General features: G+C 40.6%; 21 protein-coding genes. 2 read left to right on the top strand and 19 right to left on the bottom strand.

Annotation, left to right across the window (positions count from 1 at the left end; all coding sequences use genetic code 11):
• Nucleotides 1–44: 44 nt before the first annotated feature.
• From ABHC48_RS04180 to ABHC48_RS04160, 5 genes are all read right to left on the bottom strand, one after another.
• A complete protein-coding gene (locus ABHC48_RS04180; protein ID WP_118578092.1) occupies nucleotides 45–260 on the bottom strand; it encodes a hypothetical protein in 216 nt (71 codons plus the stop codon).
• Between the two features lie 42 nt (nucleotides 261–302).
• On the bottom strand, nucleotides 303–887 hold the full coding sequence (locus ABHC48_RS04175; RefSeq protein ID WP_195699185.1) for a sugar O-acetyltransferase: 585 nt from the start codon (nucleotides 885–887) through the stop codon (nucleotides 303–305).
• A gap of 60 nt (nucleotides 888–947) precedes the next feature.
• Nucleotides 948–1418, bottom strand: coding sequence for a GNAT family N-acetyltransferase (locus ABHC48_RS04170; RefSeq protein WP_195699186.1), 471 nt, complete (start codon nucleotides 1416–1418; stop codon nucleotides 948–950).
• Between the two features lie 85 nt (nucleotides 1419–1503).
• Nucleotides 1504–1950: a flavodoxin family protein gene (locus ABHC48_RS04165; RefSeq protein WP_195699187.1), complete on the bottom strand. Its 447-nt coding sequence runs from the start codon at nucleotides 1948–1950 to the stop codon at nucleotides 1504–1506.
• A 354-nt stretch (nucleotides 1951–2304) separates the two neighbouring features.
• The gene (locus ABHC48_RS04160) at nucleotides 2305–3285 is read right to left on the bottom strand and encodes a leucine-rich repeat domain-containing protein (RefSeq protein WP_195699188.1); all 981 of its coding nucleotides are present in this window, start codon (nucleotides 3283–3285) and stop codon (nucleotides 2305–2307) included.
• A gap of 420 nt (nucleotides 3286–3705) precedes the next feature.
• On the opposite strand from ABHC48_RS04160, the gene ABHC48_RS04155 reads away from it, so the two are divergent.
• Nucleotides 3706–3981 carry a substrate-binding domain-containing protein gene (locus ABHC48_RS04155; RefSeq protein WP_173735591.1) on the top strand — a complete coding sequence of 92 codons (276 nt, stop codon included), beginning with the start codon at nucleotides 3706–3708 and terminating at the stop codon, nucleotides 3979–3981.
• Nucleotides 3982–4094: 113 nt separating this feature from the next.
• Here ABHC48_RS04155 and ABHC48_RS04150 read toward each other — a convergent pair whose 3' ends face one another.
• Together ABHC48_RS04150 and ABHC48_RS04145 are read right to left on the bottom strand one after the other, a co-directional pair.
• Complete coding sequence (locus ABHC48_RS04150) at nucleotides 4095–5537, bottom strand: DUF4367 domain-containing protein (protein WP_195699189.1); 1443 nt, start codon at nucleotides 5535–5537, stop codon at nucleotides 4095–4097.
• Nucleotides 5534–6013: a sigma-70 family RNA polymerase sigma factor gene (locus tag ABHC48_RS04145; RefSeq protein WP_118578087.1), complete on the bottom strand. Its 480-nt coding sequence runs from the start codon at nucleotides 6011–6013 to the stop codon at nucleotides 5534–5536. Before ABHC48_RS04145 ends, ABHC48_RS04150 begins: the two co-directional genes overlap by 4 nt.
• A gap of 234 nt (nucleotides 6014–6247) precedes the next feature.
• On the opposite strand from ABHC48_RS04145, the gene ABHC48_RS04140 reads away from it, so the two are divergent.
• Nucleotides 6248–7321, top strand: coding sequence for a helix-turn-helix transcriptional regulator (locus ABHC48_RS04140; RefSeq protein ID WP_195699190.1), 1074 nt, complete (start codon nucleotides 6248–6250; stop codon nucleotides 7319–7321).
• A gap of 59 nt (nucleotides 7322–7380) precedes the next feature.
• Here ABHC48_RS04140 and ABHC48_RS04135 read toward each other — a convergent pair whose 3' ends face one another.
• From ABHC48_RS04135 to ABHC48_RS04080, 12 genes are all read right to left on the bottom strand, one after another.
• Complete coding sequence (locus tag ABHC48_RS04135; RefSeq protein WP_118578085.1) at nucleotides 7381–8232, bottom strand: DegV family protein; 852 nt, start codon at nucleotides 8230–8232, stop codon at nucleotides 7381–7383.
• 21 nt (nucleotides 8233–8253) lie between these two features.
• The gene (locus ABHC48_RS04130; protein WP_195699191.1) at nucleotides 8254–9009 is read right to left on the bottom strand and encodes a YoaP domain-containing protein; all 756 of its coding nucleotides are present in this window, start codon (nucleotides 9007–9009) and stop codon (nucleotides 8254–8256) included.
• Between the two features lie 431 nt (nucleotides 9010–9440).
• Nucleotides 9441–10490: an FUSC family protein gene (locus tag ABHC48_RS04125; RefSeq protein ID WP_173717784.1), complete on the bottom strand. Its 1050-nt coding sequence runs from the start codon at nucleotides 10488–10490 to the stop codon at nucleotides 9441–9443.
• A gap of 80 nt (nucleotides 10491–10570) precedes the next feature.
• A complete protein-coding gene (locus ABHC48_RS04120; RefSeq protein WP_118578082.1) occupies nucleotides 10571–11290 on the bottom strand; it encodes a response regulator transcription factor in 720 nt (239 codons plus the stop codon).
• The gene (locus tag ABHC48_RS04115; RefSeq protein WP_195699192.1) at nucleotides 11283–13259 is read right to left on the bottom strand and encodes an ATP-binding protein; all 1977 of its coding nucleotides are present in this window, start codon (nucleotides 13257–13259) and stop codon (nucleotides 11283–11285) included. Before ABHC48_RS04115 ends, ABHC48_RS04120 begins: the two co-directional genes overlap by 8 nt.
• Before the next feature lie 38 nt (nucleotides 13260–13297).
• A complete protein-coding gene (locus ABHC48_RS04110; protein WP_173735588.1) occupies nucleotides 13298–13573 on the bottom strand; it encodes a hypothetical protein in 276 nt (91 codons plus the stop codon).
• A 38-nt stretch (nucleotides 13574–13611) separates the two neighbouring features.
• Nucleotides 13612–14259 carry a TrkA family potassium uptake protein gene (locus ABHC48_RS04105; protein ID WP_173735587.1) on the bottom strand — a complete coding sequence of 216 codons (648 nt, stop codon included), beginning with the start codon at nucleotides 14257–14259 and terminating at the stop codon, nucleotides 13612–13614.
• 18 nt (nucleotides 14260–14277) lie between these two features.
• A complete protein-coding gene (locus ABHC48_RS04100; RefSeq protein WP_195589872.1) occupies nucleotides 14278–15615 on the bottom strand; it encodes a potassium transporter TrkG in 1338 nt (445 codons plus the stop codon).
• 204 nt (nucleotides 15616–15819) lie between these two features.
• Nucleotides 15820–17181 (bottom strand): MATE family efflux transporter, encoded by a 1362-nt coding sequence (locus ABHC48_RS04095; protein WP_118578079.1) that lies wholly within the window; start codon nucleotides 17179–17181, stop codon nucleotides 15820–15822.
• Between the two features lie 176 nt (nucleotides 17182–17357).
• The gene (locus ABHC48_RS04090; protein ID WP_195699193.1) at nucleotides 17358–19463 is read right to left on the bottom strand and encodes an ATP-binding protein; all 2106 of its coding nucleotides are present in this window, start codon (nucleotides 19461–19463) and stop codon (nucleotides 17358–17360) included.
• Between the two features lie 33 nt (nucleotides 19464–19496).
• Nucleotides 19497–19706, bottom strand: coding sequence for a hypothetical protein (locus ABHC48_RS04085; RefSeq protein ID WP_195699194.1), 210 nt, complete (start codon nucleotides 19704–19706; stop codon nucleotides 19497–19499).
• Between the two features lie 144 nt (nucleotides 19707–19850).
• Nucleotides 19851–20675 carry a helix-turn-helix domain-containing protein gene (locus ABHC48_RS04080; RefSeq protein WP_148462020.1) on the bottom strand — a complete coding sequence of 275 codons (825 nt, stop codon included), beginning with the start codon at nucleotides 20673–20675 and terminating at the stop codon, nucleotides 19851–19853.
• Nucleotides 20676–20712 lie beyond the last annotated feature (37 nt).

Here is a 20712-nt window from a genome sequence, read left to right as displayed (position 1 = left end):
ATAAGTTCCTACCAATACCGATATAACTGCAATAATACCGGAAATCAAATCGGTGCGTGAAGTTCTCCCATTTCTGATAAAATCGTCCGGACCTGTTCAGCATCATGAACAGAGATCATTAAATCAATATCATGAAATTCTGAAATAATCCCTTTAAAGTACAGCAGCATAGATGCGCCTAAAGCCCACTCTATATTTGCCTCATTAAATCGATGTGCAATTTTCTGTAGTAATTCAATTTTCTTCTGTATTTCAGGCATAATATCTCCCACTTGTATATTTATCTGGATAAAACATGTTTGTTACTGATTCCTACGGACCACTCTGCAAGGACTGCCTACAGCAATCACATTGTCGGGAATATTTTTTGTTACAACACTGCCTGCTCCAATCACAACATTATTCCCGATGGTAACGCCCGGTAAAATAATAGCTCCGCCACCAATCCATACATTATTTCCAATGATAACTGGTGCTGTTTGTGTTTTACAAAATTCAAATGATCCGTCTTCTTTAGGTATCCCGAAGCGATCTATGGCATTTGTCGGATGAAATGCCGTATAAATCTGTACATTCGGTGCAATTAAGGCATTATCACCGATACGAATTATATTGTCATCAAGAAAGGTACAATTCATATTTACTTCACAGTTATTTCCGAAGTAGATATTATTACCATAGTCAACGTAAAAAGGAGCCGTTATCCATAAGTTTTTGCCTTTTCCGCCAAGAAGTTCCTTCAGAATTCGTTCTTTTTCATCTGCATCCGCAGAATTCATCTGATTATAATCTCTTACCAGATCTTTTGCCTTATGCCATTGTGTCAGCAGTTCCGCATCTCCACAATCGTACAGTTCTCCTGCCAGCATTTTTTCTCTTTCTGTCATAGGTCCCTCCATCTGATATCCAGTCCACATTGTTTTTTAATAATACCATAAAAACAGGACTTATAATATGTATTCCATTTGTCTTTCTTTTGTTCGCATCCCCATTTTCTCATAAAACTTTTCTGCTGAAGTATTTCCTGTCCATACATTCAATGTCACTTCATAGCAGCCCAGTTGCTTTGCTTCGTTTTTTACATATTCAAACAGGCTTTCACCAATATACTGCCCTCGTGCTTCCTGATCAATACACAGATCATCAATAAAAAGAGATTTAAATGGAACCATATTATTTGAAAAAGGCTGCTCCCGTAATTGACAAAATGCATACCCTACGCAAACATCAGCCTCATTTACTGCAACATATATTGGTGTTTCTTTATTCTTCAAAATCTCTCTCAATTCGTCTATGGTATATTTTGTTGTACCCGGAATAAAAATATCAGGTCTTATATCTGCATGAATTTGCAGCACCTGTTTTAATAACTCTAGAATTCTCGGAATGTCTTTTTCTTTTGCGTCTCTGATCATCATTTTCGCTCTCCTTTTAACAGATTGATTTATCCGCATTTTCCCTCGCCAATCACAATATTTCTATTTCCAAAATAAGGAGATACCATCAACAAAGTTTTATCTGGCATCCTCTTACAAACTCAACTGCATTTTTAATATCTTCATCATCTGGATGCCCTTTTGCAATTCCACCAACCAGTTTAAATGGACCAAATGTGTCATAACCCTTGCATCCGAATTTTCCGATCACCTTAGAATGCTTCTTACTCAAAATCTGCTCTATGGATTTATAGTTCGCATTTCCACCATAAGTACAAATCAGAAATACCTTTTTGTTGTCTGGTAAGTTTTTCTCCGCAAATCCCAATAATGATTGATGAAATTTCGAAAAATAGATTCCCGATGCAAAACCAATCATATCATAGCTGCTCAGATCTGCATTTGGCTGCTTTACAGCATCAATTAAACTGAACTGACACTCGTCTGCTATGCGCTTTACTAATTTTTCTGTATTTCCATGATGCACAGATGCATATACGATTGCTTTTCTCATTTGTTTTCCTTTCTGATAAAGTAAAGCGGACATTCCAGGTCCGCTTTGCTACTTGCTCATGAACGCAGTCGCTTCGTGACCTGTGTTCAAATTATCGAAGCTCCTATGTGTATGATGTCTTTATATTATCATATATAGCTTAACTATTCTATATTCTTCGGATCAAAATAACCTGTTTTTGCAGACATTTGAGTGTGCAAATCAGAAAAAGATCCCCGCAAAGCGAATGGCTAAAACGCCTCCACTTTACTGGGATCTTTTCATGTATACAATATCAATGTACCTTGACGGTTAATCAGATTTCCCTGTCAAGCGGATATTCCAGATTCGCTTCGCTACTTGCACTTGATTCGGTTAAATACCATACGCACCAACTAGGCCATCAATATCCGGCATTGGATCATCCGACAGCTGGCAGCTGTCCTTCTGTACCTGGGATTTATTTACAATTATATATGCACTGGCAAACTTCTGAGTCACAAGCTGCAGCTGTTCATCAGTAGTATCCTCTGGCACCATGATAGTAACTGTGCTGTTCTGTAAGTTCACCCAGTCTGCTTCCATTACATCTGGATCAATCCCTTCCAGACAAATTGTTTCGATTCCTGTCAGCATTGCAAATGCTGTCATATTAAGATTCTCAACTCCGCTGCGAATGTGTATTTCCTTCAAATCTTCACATCCGATAAATGCATAACTGTCAATATTCTTCGCATTCACACAGAACTGCTCCAAACCTGTAGCTCCAAAACACTGTACCCCGATTCTGTTTACCTTTCCCTTCCACCATACGGTCTTCAAATTCTTACAGTAATTAAACAGGTAATTGTCCATCTCTCCAACCCCGTTCACAAAAATCACTGTTTTCAATCCCTTACATTCCTCAAATAAACCTTTATTCGTATTTTCCAGAGGTGCATAACAAATCACAGTTTCCAGATCATGGCAGTGGGTAAAAGCACTGTCCTCTATAGACTTCAATGTCTCCGGCAGAATCAGACAGCGCATTGGCAGCCACTCGCCTTCTTTCTGATTGGTTGCCATATCCGAATGCACATAATCTCTTGCACATTCAAAAGCATTATAAGAAATATTTTCTACCGGCACACCACCAATCGTACGCGGTATAATAACATCCACAGATGTTCCGATATACGCAGTAATCGTTCTGCTTGCTTCATCAAACTCAAACTCTTCTTCCGGTAATGCTTCATAAGGCATCTCTGTCAGGCACTCCACGGCTTCTTCCGGAACAGTTTCTTCTGCCCTTACCGGTGCCGCAATTCCTGCCAGTATTGCGATTGCAATCACCACAGTCAATATCCTTTTCTTCATTCTGCTGCCCCCTTTCCACAATCAATATTATGCAATCTTTACATTATCAGAATATAGTAAAAGAATTTCATTGTCACTATCATTACAGCCAGTAAAATTATGTTTAATCCAATAATTTTCCTTTACGATATGATCTGACCCAAAAGAATAGGTACACTGAAATTTACAGGACGAAGCAAAATTGCGGAAATAAGAAGCGTTTCTCGATTTCATTTCTGATTTCGAAAAACGCTATTTAAATGGCGGGTTCTGAGGGTACCTTGCCATCATTTCTTACCGCAATCGTAATATCTTCCATCAGCGTTCCACTGTTTTGTGCCTAAACTGCATACAATGTAACATCTTTATCCTGAATCGGATATGAACTACCTGGCATATAAATTATTTGTGCGTAAGCATCTTCATTGGTGGCAGGATCCTTTGGCATCTATTTTTTTAAATTTGGTTCTAAAGAAATACGGAGAATTACCGCCAACCTATCAGGTTGTTGGTTTTGACGATTCACCGATTGCGTCAGAATACCTTATACCATTCAGCACGATACATCAGCAAATCGATGTTCTTACTAAAGAAGCCATGGATATCCTCGTCATGCAGATGAAAAACCGTAAAAAGCGTCGCCCAGCTATTATGGAGACCCCCATTCACAAAACAGTACTACCCACTCTAATTAAACGTGAGACAACCATTTTTTAGTTTTTATCCAAAAGTCCCGGAATCCACATTACTGGCATTCCGGGACTTTTAACACGACAGCTGTTGACTGCCGGAAATGGTTAATTTGCTTCGTTTTTTACATATTTAAACTATTATTTGCGAATATCTACAAGTCCATTTTTTAGTATATTTTCAGAAAACTCATACGAGGCTCCATCACCGGTTACATTAAGATACAGATTTTCCAGGTCATTTTCATTTACGATCCAGGCCATGTTCAGCTGCACGCTTTCATCTGGCTTTATAGAGGAAATGTAGTTTCCGCCATTGCCATAATTTTCAGAGACATTATAATAAACCATTTCTCCGGTCTTTGCCATGCCATCCCAGGTGATGCGGTCATAGCCATCGCCGGACTGTTCCGTTGGAACGTAAATCTGTACTCTTCCATTTTCCTTTGTCATGGTTAGCAAAGCACCAAGATAAAGCATATGGTCGATTTCCTCATCTGAATTGTTTGTATAGGTCACTGTGGCATAAACCAGTTTCTGGTTCACAGCTTCTGACTTCACAATCTCATCCAGGGAATTGATTCCATCACCAGATTTTACATAATTCAATGTATTTGCAGACAGTTTTCCATCAGCCCCAATTGCTTCTGTCCATTCCTCCGGTATTTTGTCAGGCTCAAGAAGCTGAAGGTCATCTGCGATCTGGATGGAATCCACCTTTGCAGAAATGGTTTTCGTCAGATACTCACCATTTGTGTCTTCCCCAGTCGCATTCAGATCAAAGGTGTCACCGATCTGGTAAACAGGCAGCTCCTTCTCATTTACAGAAGTGATTATTTCATCATCATCATTTTCTATCTTTTCAGCTATCATGTCTTCACTCCAGGTAGGCATCCCGGCAGTTTTTACCATAGTTGTGTTTCCCGTAATCACCAGATTCTCAGCCACCTTTATGGCATCCTCTTTTGATACGTCATCTCCTATGTAGATCATAATCACACGGTATAAATCCGGGCAGACAAGGTAAATTCTCTGGTTAAAAGCTCCACTTTTGGCGATGCTATTATACTTTAGGTATACTCCCTGATATTCTCCAAATGTACGCTCCTCGCTATCAATAACATTCTGATCCTGCACAACCTGTCCCAGATCATTTTTATCCAACAGAACAGATGCAAAGCTAAACCCGCCGGTCTGTTCATGTTCCGGATACTGAAGATGATACTCGTCATTCCAGCTCATGCCTTTTGGAATATATCTGGCAAACAGATTTACCTCTGGAACCTCATCTGGAAGCATGGTTTCCTTTGCCATGCTATCGGCATCAATTTTAACCGCTACACCATAAGCGCCCTGCTTCTCCAGAAACCAGTGATACAGATTTACACCTGCATATGCTGCTGTGGAAACTGCCAGCGTACAAGCAGCTGCTACAGCTGCGATTTTGGGAATCGTCCATGTTTTTCTTCTTTGAAGATTCATCACCTTTGTATCCTGTATCTGCTTTGCAACCTCATTTTGAATCATTTTATGGATAAAATCCGGTGTTTCGGGAATATCGCTTTTCATATCTTCTAATCTCATACCAGCACCTCCTGCAATTCCTGCCTTAATTTTCCCCTTGCCCTTGCAAGTCTCTTCTGAACAGCACCTTCCGATATTTCAAGGATCTGGGCGATTTCTCTTACGCTGAAATCTTCTATGTAATACAAAATAACGGGCAAACGCAGCTCCTCTTTTAAGGAATTTACAGCGGCATACAATTCGCTGTAATCCTTTGACTTTTCTGATTCCATTTCCAGTCTGTCCTCCAGATCTTCAAACGAAATAAACTTACTGGACTTACGTACGAGGTTGTAACATTCGTTGATCAAAATTCGGATCAACCAGGTACGGGCATATTTATCGTTTTTTAATGTGTCTATTTTGGAAAAAGCTTTTACAATTGTCTCCTGGATAGCATCTGCACAGTCCTGGTCACTGAATAAGATTGTTTTTGCAGTTGAGTATAATTGTCTTTCCGAATCCAGGATCAGATTTCCCAGTTGTTCTTTTGTCATTTAAATACCACCTCTTTTTCATGCCGGCCAGCTTTTTCTTTACATCTATTAGACGCATAGAAAACAAAAATATCCCCCAATAATTCATTTTCGCATAAATAATTATGATAAGCTGACTATGCAAATGCTAAACTAACAGTCCAAAAAAAACTAAACTAATTGTACTCTTGATACCTTCCTTATTTGCAAATTTGCAGTAAAATATAGATATAAAGAAAAAGGGAGGTACCAAAGATGAAATTATCACTTTCTGCAAATATAAGCAAGTTGCGAAAAGAACACGCTATGACACAGGAGCAGTTAGCGGAAGCTTTAGGCGTTACCTTTGCATCTGTCTCAAAATGGGAACGGGGTGTGGCGACGCCGGAATTAAACCTGATTGCGGAGATGGCAGATCTGTTTGAGGTGTCTATCGATGCGCTTATCGGATACCAGTTTAGAAACAATAACAGAGAAACTGTAATTACAAGGCTGAAGCAGTATTCTCACGACAGAGATACTGAGGATGTTTTTTCTGATGTTGAAAAGGCATTACAGTGTTATCCGAATTGTTTTGATGTTGTTTATTACAGTGCCAGAATCTACCGTTTAAGAGGACTGACGCAAAAGAATGCTGCTTATTCAAAGAAGGCGCTTTCCCTTTGTGAACGTGCATGTATACTGATCGGACAAAACAAAGATCCGGAGATAAGTGATGTTTCTGTTCGCAGGGAAATGGCTGAAATCCATTTTGCGCTTGGGGAATATGACAAAGGAATTGCATTATTGAAAGAGAACAATCCATGTCGGCTGAACCACTCTTCGATTGGAATGGTGCTTGCGTCCTCTTGCAATGATCCGGAGGGAGCACTTCCCTTTTTATCGAGGGCATTATTAGATTTAACTGTGACGCACTTTGAAATTGTGGTGGGATATATGAATGTTTTCTGTAAGACAAAAGATTATGCAAATGCTCTAGCTCTTGTGGATTGGGCTCTTGCCTTTTATCCCGGGCTAAAAGATCCCGAAAAACAGGGATATATGGACAAAAGCGAAGCATTTCTTTTGGCACTGCGAGCGGATGTTCTGCTGTCGCTGTGTAAAAAAGAAGAAGCAATCAACAGCCTTCGGCGAGCAAAGGATGTTGCATTGCACTTCGACGAATCACCAAATTACGATGTTTCAAGTATCCGATTTGTTTTCTGTAAGACTCCTGCAAGCGCTTTTGATGATTTTGGTGATACTGCCATGATTGGGGTTGATGAATTTATCAAAAGCCAGGAAAAAAGCGAGCTGAGCAATTTATGGAAGTGTGTCAGGGATGAATAACAATTACAAAGCCAAATGAAAAACTATACTGTGCAGTTTTATAAAAAGGGGGGCATGCTTTACGATTTTGCAATATACAACACACCTAATGTGCCAGGTCCACAATGACTTGATATAACACCACCTGCCCTGGTTTCCAATATCTCATCAAAAACGCCAAGCTCTTCCAGATAAGCCCGCACTTTCTCTACAGTTTCCTGTTTACAGCCAGAATGTGTTATGAATACACGTTCTGGTCTCGCATTTTTTAAATCTTTTTCCATATCTTTAACATAGTCCATGATAACAGAATTAATTTTCCCCCGGTATTTCTTAGAAGCATTCATGGCGCCATTTTCTACTACAATCCTGGGATGCAGTTTTAAAATACCTCCGGCCATAGCCGCTACTGCATTGCAGCGTCCACCGCGGTATAAATAGGTGAGGGTATCAACCACAAAGCTTGCTCGCACATTTGGCTTTAGCCTCTCTATCTCAGAAACAATCTGGGAAGCTGTCCGGTTATTCTTTGCCATAATTGCAGCCTCTATTACAAGAAGACCGATACCTGTAGAAAGATTTGCAGAATCGATTACCTTTATCCTGTCAGAAGCCCCCAGCTCTTCAGCAGCAAGGCGCATCACATTTCCAGAGGTGGACATACCTGCTGAAATAGAAAAGCAGACAATTTCCCTTCCAGCCTCTGCATATGGACGAAAAAGTTCCATGGCATCTGCCAGGGCAGGAGCAGAAGTTTTAGGCGTTGTCTTATTTGCGTCAGACCAGGTATAAATCTGATCCGGGGTAATGTTTTTTCCATCCCCATATTCTTTATCACCCAGAAGAATATGAAGCGGAAGAATGTCAATCTCGTATTTTCTCAATAATTCCTGCGAAAGGTCGCAGGTACTGTCTGAAATAATTTTTACCATATTCGTTTCTCCTCTGCCAACTCATTTTCTATCAGATTCCCGGCCTGCAAGAGCCAGAAATTTTTTATCAGACTGTATCCCCTGTGTCAGAAACCTTCCATCTCTGAATAGCGCATACGTTGTCACCGGTGCCGGAACGTTCTGTGCAGCTTCTCTGCTTGTAACATGAATTACCTTTAAAGAAATATTGTGTTCTTTTGCCACTTCCACTACACGAGGCACCCAGTAACAGGTAAAAGGACATTGATCTGTATAATAGAGAACAAATCCTTCCTCTTCTACTTTCGGATGTCTTGCACATTCTTTGAATTTTGACGGCTCAGTATCTGTGTCAAATGGTAAATACATAAGATTGATTCCGCAGTCCGAAATATCTGCAACAGAAAATCCCTTAAATTTTAAATATTTCGGGTCTGCCAGAAATTCTTTTTTTCGTCCTTCTGAATACAGAATACAGACTCCCTTTTTCTCTTGTTCTTTTGCATCACGAATGCATTCATTCAGCAAATCATTGGAATAGCCGTGTCCTTTCATGGAACCGGAAACCCATAAGCAGTTAATGTATATATATCCGTCTGCATCAATGGGCACCCAGGCATTCTCAGCAGGAATATATTCAATAAAACACTTTCCGCGCTCTGCACTCCGATAAAAAACCAATCCTTCTTCAAAACGCTGTTTTAACCACTCTTTTTTTACGATACTGTTTTTTCCTGACATAGCACAGCAGATATGTTCCTTGTCAATGTTTTCTTTTGTAATTCTAATATAATGCATAATATCACCTTTCCCAGATATCATGATTGCTTAAATAACCTTGATCTAACACGCTTTCATAGCTTCCAGAGCCAGTTCATGACTCTCTGGCGTTACTCCTGCGCAACAGAGCGAATCTACAATGATTGGCACTTCCGGCAAAAATGGCTTCCAAAGGTAGTTTTATCAATGGGACCAGATTCCAGAAGCTCTGCAATCTCCTCCCTGATTTCCCAACCATAGGTACCGCGGATGCAATGCTCTACAGGAAGCCATATGAAATACGGCATGTTTTCTAAAAAGCCTATCTAAGCTAACTATATCACGTTATTGAGATTTCGTATACTGCAATAGGCTGATTTCAGCGTATATATTTTTGAAATTTTATATTTTCTATTGCATAAAAATAAGCCATTCAGTCAGAATTGCATCCAACCAAATGGCTACTTATATCAGTTTTCTCCTGCCATTTTTTTTGACATACCCAAATAAAACACAGCGCAAAATACCAGAGCAAACACAACACCAAATACATTCTGAATCACCCTGAGACTGACTGCACCCTTTAATCCATAACTCTCTGCAGCGATAGCCAAAGCGCCAAATGTATTAAATACAGCCTGCCAGCCATATTTTGCGGAAAATCCTACACCGATTCCGCCAAGGATTCCTATATATGCATAGATGGATGACGGAAGCAGGAAATACAATGCTGTAAAACAAAGAACTCCTGCAATATTTCCCACAATTCTTTTCTTCACTCTGTACTGCATGTCTTCCATAAACGGTAAGATCGCTGACATAGCTGCAATACCTGCCCACATTGCACGTGGCATTTTAAAAAGCTCTGCAATACAAAGTACAGCCGGTACACACAGGATCTGGCATAACTGCCATTTTGTCCTGGAAGAAGAGAGATCAAATTCCTGCAGTACATCCTGTATCTTTCTTTTATAAACCCGGTTTCTGTGATTCCGATAAAATACCAGACAGGTAAGTACAGCTCCTGCTGCCATTCCCACCAGTCTCATCTCATAGCTTTTCCCTGTTACGTCATATCCATACAGCAACAGATATCCAAGAACGAGTGTGGACTGATTAAACATAAATGGATTATGACAGCCGAACAGAATCAGCACTGCCAATGCAGCAATATTTAACAGCATTCCCGGTACCGGGGAAAGCTGATTTGCCAGATGTGGACACACAGTCATAACTGCGAAAAACAAAGCCAGAAGTATGGTAGACTGTCCGGTATGGATTCCGAGATCGGCATTTCGAAATACCATAAGACATAATAAGACAACGACACCTACAATACTGTTCTCATTTCCAAGCAGAATGCTGAAAATAGTAACAAATAAAAAACAAAACGCCATTGTGACCGCTACCTTCGCCATATATACAAACAGATGATAGATTTTTTCTTTTGCGGTCTCACTTTTTTTCAGCAGGTCTTTTGAACCTGCCTGATTCAACTGAAGTTCCTGATAAAATGTCATATAGCACCTCCCGTTTTTATGCAAATAGGCATTTTATCACAAACAGGAAGGTAATTCAAGAATGATTTTTAAGGAAATAATTACCTGGCCAGACTATTGCTTTCAATTCTGATCATACGATATCCGATTCCAATATGCGTCTGGATGTATTGCACACCATTTTTTTCTGGTTCCAGTTTTTTTCGAAGTGTTGCCATAAAAACGCGGAGGGAAGCAATATCATTTTCAGAACACTGTCCCCAGATCTGCTGGGTAATAAATGTATGTGTCAATACTTTTCCCACATTACGGGATAAAAGGCAGAGCAGCTTATACTCAATAGGAGTCAGATGTAATTCTTCACCCTTCAGATATGCACAGCCAGCCGAATAATCGATCTCTAATTCACCATTTTTAAAAACAGAGGTTTCCTGCTGTTCTCCGGTCTGCGTTATTGCCAGTCTCCTTTGCGTAACACGAATACGCGCAAGCAATTCCTCCACGGAAAACGGTTTTGTAATATAATCATCTGCACCAGCGTCCAGTGCTTCAATTTTATCTGTATCCTCACTTCTGGCACTGATCACAATAATCGGCATGTTCGACCAGGTACGGATTTTCTTTATTACCTCTACCCCTTCCATATCTGGAAGCCCGAGATCAAGAAGAACAATATCCGGATGATGAGAGGAAGCTTCCAGAATGGCCGAAGAACCATTCTCTGCTGCCAGATATTTATAGTCATGTGTTTTTAGCGTCGTAATGATCAGATTTCTTATAGGTCTGTCATCCTCAACCACCAGAATTAATGTTTTATTCATTCAATGTCACCTCACTTAAAGGTAAAGTAAAAGTAAAATTACATCCATGGGGATCATGGTCCGTCAGAATCAGGGTTCCGTCATGGGCTTCTATAATAGAGTGACAAAGCGCCAGCCCCAGTCCCAGACTTCGGTGACTATCCGCAACTGTTGTTTTGCCGGTATAAAACATCTGGAAAATATGCGGCTTCATTTCTTCCGGAATCCCAGGTCCATTATCCTCCACGCTTATCTGCGCTTTTCCATCTGTTTTAGTTCCCCGGATGCTGATTACAGTACCTGGCGGCGTATATTTTATGGCATTGTCAATTAAATTTACCAGAACCTGTATAATAAGGCGGACATCCATACGTGCAAGAACAAGTTCTTCACAGTCAGTTACGATTTTATAATCGTCATGCTTCCGGCTGATATGCCGCAGAGCCTCTGCGATCACCTCATCAAGCAGCTGATCTGTAAATTTGAATTTCAGTCTTCCATCATTTAGCCTGGTAATGGAAAGCAGATTCTCCACAACTCCGATCAGCCATTCAGAATCATCATAAATATCCGTATAGATCTGATGCTTTGTAGCTTCATCCAGCCGTTCACTGTTGCTAAGAAGCATGTCTGCATTGCCTGAAATGGAGCAAAGGGGAGTTCGAAGATCATGGGAAATTGCCCGAAGAAGATCTGCCCGCAACTGTTCGTTTTTTGCTATCACTGCATTTTTCTCTTTTTCCATGGCATTTTGTGCGTTTTCCATTGCAAGTGCACATTCATTTATCACGGACAGCAGGATACTGTATTCAAAAGAGTCCAGTGTTTCTTTCTGCAGCGGTATTCCTATTACTCCATAAACATTGTTCCCGCTCCGGATTGCCAGATATAAGCATTTGGCCTGTGGAAAATGATGTGTGGATGCACCGGCACGCTGTCTGTTTTCATAGGCCCATCTGGCTATCTTCAGTTCTTCAGGTGTTAAAAAATCCTCCGCGTCCTCTTTTTCCTCTCCAGAGAAAAGCTTCCCTTCTGATAATGCTCCATTTTCTACTACATATGCTGTAATATTACGATTCAGCAGGCGAAGGAGCTGTGTACAGGTAACATCAAGAATCTCTATCTCTCCTTTTGCTTTCTGCAGCAAACGGTCTGTATCAAACAAAATCTGTGTACGAAAAGCAAGCTGTGCAGAAAGCTTTGCATGTGTTTTCAGCTTTGCCGCAAGTGCCCCTGTAAGTACGGATGAAATTAGCATTATGAGAAAGGTCACCGGATAACCCACTGCATAGGTCTGAAAAGACATCCTTGGTTCTGTCAGAAAAAAGCAAAATAAAAAGACACTTAAGAAAGAACCGGCTACACTGCATAGATAACCATCTGTCACAATGGAAGTAAGCAAAACCCCCAGAATGTATATGGTTACAATATTCGTGTCCGTGAAATCCAGCTTCTGAAACAGCAGACCAATCAAAGTACATACTGCAAATATAAAAACTGTCAGAAAATAATCCTTTGCAGACGGTTTTTCCATATACCATGTAAATGACCGTTTCTGGTAGTTTCCTGTTTTGACCGTATCCGGAATAATATGGATATCAATATCTGGTACAATTTCAATCAGTTTTTCTGTCAGAGTCACTTTACTGAAAAAATGATTTCGTCGGGCATTACTTTGTCCAATCACAATTTTAGTAACATTTGATAGTCTGGCATACTCTGCGATCTGTACCGGTATGTTTTCCCCATGAGTCATTACGATTTCTGCTCCCAGATTTTCTGCATACCGAATATGTTCTTCCAGTTTTTCTTTATCTAAGTCTTCTGATTTTGTGCCAGTGCGAACGTACAAGGCTGTAAAACGTGCCTGCAACGCATTCGCCATTTTTGCCGCTGTATCTATTATTTTCTTATTGGAGGGTGCTGCTGACAGACAAACAAGGATATGTTCATCTGTTTTTTTATTATCCTCTTCAATTCCAAGACTCATCCTGCCAGTCCCCTTTTTCTGCCTTTTTTGCAATTATATCATGCGACTGTATTATGGTCAAAATTCTTTTTTTCATACCCGGACTGTCCATCAAAAATTATAATTTCAGCTTCCTTATATTCAATTTTACACTCATGAATCTCTCTTAACAATTCTTCATCTGAAAGAGTATTCAAAAACAATGTCTTCGATGACTGCTGTTTTTCTTCCATATTTTCCTGAATTTCGCCCCAAAACTGATCTGCTTTATTTGCAATATAAAATCCAAGTCCAAACATACAAAATACAGTAACTGCCAATATTCCTTCTGCCATTGTCTTCACCTCTATAGCAGCCTCTCCATAACAAATGACTATATTCTGAAACATTTCTGAAGGGCTCTGTATTCTCCTAACACCAGTAATTTATGATTCTCTTCAAAATACGTATCCGGTGAAATTGCAATACCAAATTCTCCTTCATTTTTTACTGCCAGAATATTAATATTGTAGCGTTTTCTGATATCCAGTTCTCCTACTGTTTTTCCAACCCATTCTTCCGGCACTTCCACTTCAAAAATCGCATGGGATGCATCCACCTCCATATAGTCGAGGATGTGATCATCTGTGTAACGGATCGAGGCCCACTTTGCAACCTGCTTTTCCGGGTAAACCACTTTATCCGCACCATTGCGCAAAAGGAATTTTTCCTGAACATCACGCTCAGCCCTGGATATCACCAGTTTCGCTCCCAGTTCTTTCAGAAGGGAAGTTGTTTCAAGAGAATTCTGAAAGCTTCCTCCAATGGTTACAAAACAGATATCGTAATTTCCTATTCCAAGGGAACGTAAAAATTCAGCATTGGTACTGTCACCAATCTGCGCATTGGTCACAAATGGTAATGCTTTATCTACTCTCTCCTCATTCCAGTCAACTGCCATAATTTCATGTCCCAGCTGATTCAGCTGCTTAGCAATATGTCTTCCAAATCTTCCAAGTCCAATAAGCAATACATTTTTCATAATTATATTTTCTCCTTCTTATCCAACTGTTATTTTCTCCAGAGGCAGTTTTGCATTTCCCCTGTTTCTTCCTGAAAGCACCGCATAAATCAGAGTCAGACCACCTACACGCCCTAAATACATCAGTATAATCAGCACAATTTGCGAAAACATATGAAGCTTCGGTGTAATTCCCAACGTGAGTCCTACTGTTCCCACAGCTGAAGCAGCTTCATACAGGCAGTCTAAAAGAGGAAGTTCTTCATATATACTGATTGCAAGTCCGCCGCAAAAAAATAACGTAAAATAAAGCATGGCTATTGTCGCCGCATTTTTTATCACATGGTATTCCAGCCTCCTGCCAAAAGCCCCTGCATTTTCCTGGCTTCGGAATGTGGCAATTGCATTTAACAAAAGAACTGTAAACGTTGTGGTTTTCATTCCACCAGCTGTAGAACCAGGTGAACCGCCAATCAGCATTAACAATATCATAACAGCTTTTGAGGCTTCACTCATCTTTGAAATATCAATCGTGTTAAATCCGGCAGTTCTTGTAGTTACCGATTGGAACGCCGCAGCTAATAAGCGATTCCCTGCGGATAGATTTTTTAAATCACAGGTGAAGAAAAAAATAATCGGAATTAAAATCAGGCATGCAGTAGTCACAAGGATAATCTTGCTTTGCATGCGATAACGTTTAAACTTCATTTTGTTGGTATAAATATCGTCCCAGGTGAGAAAACCGATTCCCCCTATGATGATCAGAAGCATAATCACTACATTTATAAGAACATTTGCAGAATACCCTGTCAGGGAAGGAAAAGGATTTGCAGATGTTCCCAGAATATCAAAGCCTGCATTACAAAAAGCGGAAATAGAATGAAAGACTGACAGCCAAATTCCCTTTCCTTTGTAATCCCATAAAAAAACCGGCAGCAGTAACACTGCCCCTGCAGCTTCAATCAAAAATGTCCCCTTTAAAATAAACCTTGTCAATCTGACGATTCCGCCAACCTTAGGCGCGGAAATCGCATCCTGCATGGTACTTCTCTGCATAAGGGATATTTTTTTACCGGAAAGAAGGGAAACAGATGCAGCCACCGTTACCACTCCCAGACCGCCTATTTGTATGAGTATAAGAATAATCGTCTGTCCTGCCAGAGACCAGTAGCTTCCGGTATCCTTTACTACAAGCCCGGTTACACATACCGCCGAAGTGGCTGTAAAAAGAGCCTCATGAAACGGAGTTGGTATTCTATCTACAGATGAAAATGGAAGCATTAAAAGAATGCTTCCCAAAAGGATCACTCCTGCAAATCCCAGAATTATTAGCTGAAAAGATGTCAGATGTTTTTTCTTATATGATTTTTCCGGCATAAATGATCAAAACTCCTTACGAATGATTACTTTTTTGTTGCACCCATTATATATAATTGCCTTTAAAGATGGTATAAGAGTATCTGATTCTGTATTAAGATTGTATAAAGATGTGTTTCCGCCATATTCAGCCTGAATTCGGTTGCCGTAGCAAAAAAATAAGCCATTCAGTCAGAAACATATCCAACCAAATGGCTTTTATTCTTATCTTCTATCCAGTATTTTATCAAATCGCCTGAAGAAAGTTGAAGTTGTAATGATTGCTGCCAGTATATCGCTGATTGGTTCAGCCAGAAAAACGGCAAATACCTTATTCTGAATGAAAAGCGGCAGAATAAAGATCAGCGGAATCAACAGGATCAGTTTTCTTAAGCATGCAAGCAGCAGACTGACTTTCGCCTGTCCCAGTGCCATAAAGCTCTGCTGACAGGAAACCTGGAATCCCAGTGAAAAAATACCAGCCATATAGATTCTCAGTGCCCATGCGGTATACGTGATCAGATCCGTATCATTGGAGAAAATACCTGCAAAGAGCCTGGGAAACAGAAGCATGATCAGCCAGAAGCAGCCGGTAAAAACCGTGCAGACTGTAAACTGCGTAAAAAATGCTTTTTTAACACGCTCTTTATTGCCGGCACCGAAATTATAACTCATGATCGGCTGTCCGCCCTGGCATATTCCCTGCAGCGGTAAGGTTGCAAGCTGGCTGACACTTGTGATAATGGTCATGGCTCCAACCGCAAGATCTCCGCCATATCTTGAAAGGCTGGAGGTGAAACTGATGGACAGAATACTTTCTGTAGACAACATGACAAAAGTGGATATTCCAAGCCCCAGGCATGGTAAGATAATATTTTTTTGTAATTTGAAATTCTCTTTCCTAAGATGGAGAATGGTCTTTTTTCCTGACAGGAAACGAAGAATCCAGATGGCACCAACAGCCTGGCTCAAAACAGTAGCAATTGCAGCACCGCTTACGCCCAGGTCAAATACAAAAATAAAAACAGGATCCAGAATAATGTTGATCACCGCACCGATCACAGTGGTCATCATACTGATCTTTGCAAATCCCTGTGTGGTGATAAAGGGATTCATTCCCATTACGATCAGGACAAAAATGCTTCCCAGTATATAGATTCTTGCGTATGACACTCCATAAGGAAGGGTCTTATCACTGGCACCAAATATTGTCAGAAGCTGTGGAGCAAAAGCGAAAAAAATCACCGTAAGAGCCACAGCCATAAGAATAAGAAGCGAGAAACAGTTTCCAAGAATCTTTTCCGCTGTCGCATTGTCCTTTTTCCCCATGGAAATTGCGGCTCGGGGAGCACCTCCTGAACCTGCGAGCATGGCAAAGGCATTGATCAGCATAAGAATTGGCGTAAATAACCCCACGCCGGTTAATGCTGCCGCACCAACACCGGGAATGTGTCCAATATAAATACGGTCTACAATGTTGTACAAAAGGTTAATGATCTGTGCCACAACAGCAGGAATTGCAAGCTGCGCCAAAAGACGTGGGATTTTTTCCGTTTCCATTGCCTGTGTATTAGATTTACTACTCATATCTGTTTTCTCCTGACAAATTTTTTGACATAAACCAATAAAATATAAACGAATTATGTCTTCTGATTTTAACTCATATATTTGTCAATATCAAGCTTCTTTTCTGATTTTGCAACGATCAAGGATGCGGCTGTTGCTCATTGCACGCATCCTTTCTCCACTGATCAACAGCCTGTTTACAGCTTATGTTTTCTCCTCCAGATACAATCCTTAAGTACATTTACAAGCCTCGCCGGTTCAAGGGGTTTGGTAAGATGCTCATCCATGCCGGATATCCGGCTGTTTATAATGTCTTCTGCAAATGCATTGGCACTCATGGCAATAACCGGTACACGCTCTGCATCTGATCTTTTCATGGAACGAATTCTCCGGGTAGTATCCCAGCCGTTTAAGTTTGGCATCATGATATCCATTAAAATCACGTCATAATAGCCTGGCTCGGACTTTTCAAATTTTCCAATTGCCTCCAGTCCGTCTTTGGCGCAATCCACAATTATTCCATTATCTTCCAGCATAAAGCTGGCGATTTCCATGTTCAGTTCATTATCCTCAACTACCAGTGCACGCAGACCTTCAAGGGAAATCGTATTCGGATCCTTTACAAAATCCTCCAGCTTCCGGGCTTTTTCTGCTTCTCCGATTTTGAACGGAATTGTCATGACCACAGTTGTGCCGGTTCCCTCTTTACTTTCGATCCGGATTGTGCCGCCCATTCTGTCTGTCAGCTTCTTTGCAATGGAAAGTCCCAGTCCGGTGCCTTCATATTTCGACCGGCTGGTTTCCTTCTCCTGGGTAAAAAGGTCAAACGCATGTGCCACAAACTCCTGGCTCATACCAGGACCATTATCTGCACAGCCAAATTCATACACTACCCGTTTTTCATCTGCATACTTCTCTTTACACCATACATGGATTTTTCCGCCTGGTTCTGTAAATTTCACCGCATTATCAGAAATCGCATTCAGAAGCCGTTCCAGATAAACAGGATTTCCGGTTAATAATATATGACTTAGCTCTGACCTTTCCCAATCCACGATGTATTCTATATTTTTCTCAGCTGCCTGAAGCTGCTTTTCTGTGTTGGTCCTGCTCAGAATTTCTGTCAGATCAAAAGTAAGCTCCTGGTCAACAATATCTCCCGACTCCAGTTTATTCATATCCAGTATATCATTTACAAGAGAAACCAGATATCTGGAGGATTCCATGATCTTATCCCTGCACTTCTGCTGCATTTCAGGGTCATTGGGATAACGGTTTGCCAATTCGATCATACCTATGATCCCATTCATGGGAGTTCGGATATCATGGCTCATATTAGACAGAAATCTGGTTTTAACCGCCGCATCCTTCTTCGCTTCAGCAGCCTGGTATATAAGAGTCTGCTCCCTTCTCTTCGCATCACTGATACTTCGGATTGCACAAAGAACATGGGTCAGGCGGCCGTTTTCATCCCTTTTCTTTTCAATAAAGCGCAGACTATGCCAGCTTCCATCCTTCATCCGGTATTCCAAAACGACAGATTCTTCGTCTTTCATTCGTTCCGGTAGTGTAGAGATATCTGTAAATTTTTCAAAAGCATCCTGATACTCTTCTGCCACCTGTTCACGGCAAACTCTTCTGTTGTTTTCAGACAGAGTACCTGAATGAATATATTTCAGATGCTCCACATCCCTGTTGGAAATTTCCTCAAAATAATCTGCCTGGATATCAATTCTGGAAATATACTGGTATGTTCTGGCAATGGAGGAAATGATCTCATTTCCCAATCTGGCCTCATCCAGAGTTTTTCGCAGTTTCTCCTGGATTTCCTTCTCTTTGTAAAGGATACTGTCTATATTGCGATATCCAAGAAAAACATCAAAGGTCTCATCCTCTGTCTTTCCCTTCACTACATAGGCTTCATAATAGCTATCTTTTCCTTCCTTTGAAACACTGTGGTAATGGTAAGTAAGCTTCTCTTCATGTAAAAGCCTTCTTTTCATATTTGCGCAAAGATGCCAGTCTATAAACTCTTCTTTCTCTTCATCCAGAATAAAATTGTCTGCATATCTTCTCGCATATTCATCAAAATTTTCAGCCGGATGGGGATCTGTCTCCGCCAGCTGCCTGGCATTGGTATTCGCATCCAGTCTCAGTATTTCATATTTGCCGGAATTAAGCTCTATCCGGTATAAGGATACATACTCGGGCAATAATCTGCTTAAAACATATTGTTCTTTCACCGGATAATCATTTACATCCTGCCTTTGATCGTCTGTCTTTGTTTTTTCTCGTGAAAGCATAATACCGTTTTAAATTTATCCTTTCTTTTGCTGTTAACATTTGTTTTTGCATGCCAGGCATAAACCACCACGGACGTTTCTGGTGGAGCCGCATAACTTGCAAACCTCTGTTATTTCCGGCTTCCAATCGCTGTCCAGCCTCTTCAGGCCTCCGCTGACCTGATTCAATGCTTCATCATCCAACTCAACAACTGCCTGGCTCACAGGCTTCATGCTCTCTTTTTTGTCATTCGCTTCTTTCATAATAGTTTCCTCCTGTATATGATTTTAATACGATTTCACTTTTTACTATAGTCAATTATACAATTTTTCACCTGTGTCTTCAACTATTTTTTGGCATTTTAGCCAAAACGTTACTAGTCACACGCTTCGAAATAATATCTCTGTTTATTCACGCCTGCTTCGTCTGTACTCCATAGCAGTCATACCGCAAGATTTCCGAAAACTCTGCGCCAGATAGCTCTGGGAAGAAAAGCCTGCAAGATGGGCAATGTCAGAAATATCATGATCTGTATTTTCCAGAAGATTTTTGCAAACCTCAATCCTGCGCCGGTTCAGATAATTAATGGGAGAAATCCCATAATATCGTGTAAACTCGTGGCTTAGATAATATTTGTTCAGATGACTTAATGCCGCCAGCTGATCCAGATTGATATCTTCCCCATAGTTAGAATCCAGATAGCGCTTGACCTGTGCACACTCCTTACTTGGATGAAAAGAAGGCACCAGCTGGAAGCCGGAATCTGTTATCCTGCGAAGCTGGGCAATAAGAATGGAGAGCGTATGTCTGCAAATCTCTTCATAACCCTCTTTTTTCTCATCTAATTCCTGAAAAAGGGAGTGGAAATAAAACAAAAGATCTGTATTAATCTTCCGGCAGTTGAAAATCTGGAATTCCTTCTGATCCCGGAAAGAAAAACTAATTCCATCCACTCCTACAGTATAATAAGAAAGGGGCGCAGCGCTCTGAGAAGTTTCCGTGTGCAGGATATGTGGATTGATAATGACCAGATCGTCCCTGGCAATGGAAAACCGCTGATTTTCTATAAGAAATTCGCCGCTTCCTCTGGAAACATAAAAAAGCTCCGTAAAAGCATGGGTATGAGGAATGCTGGGCCAGTCCTCTTCGTATCTGGAGGATGAGGCATTCACCAGAACTGCTTCTGTAGAAAGTGGATTATCATTGGAAAAAGAAAAGGAACGTGTACTCATAGATTCTCCTTATGTATCATAAGCTATAGTTTGTTGT

Origin of the sequence: Ruminococcus sp. 1001136sp1, from assembly GCF_039841815.1 — a bacterium.
GTDB classification, from domain to species: domain Bacteria; phylum Bacillota; class Clostridia; order Lachnospirales; family Lachnospiraceae; genus Blautia_A; species Blautia_A faecis.
The sequence above is the reverse complement of the archived record's forward strand: the minus strand, read 5'-3'. Positions and strand labels throughout refer to the sequence as shown.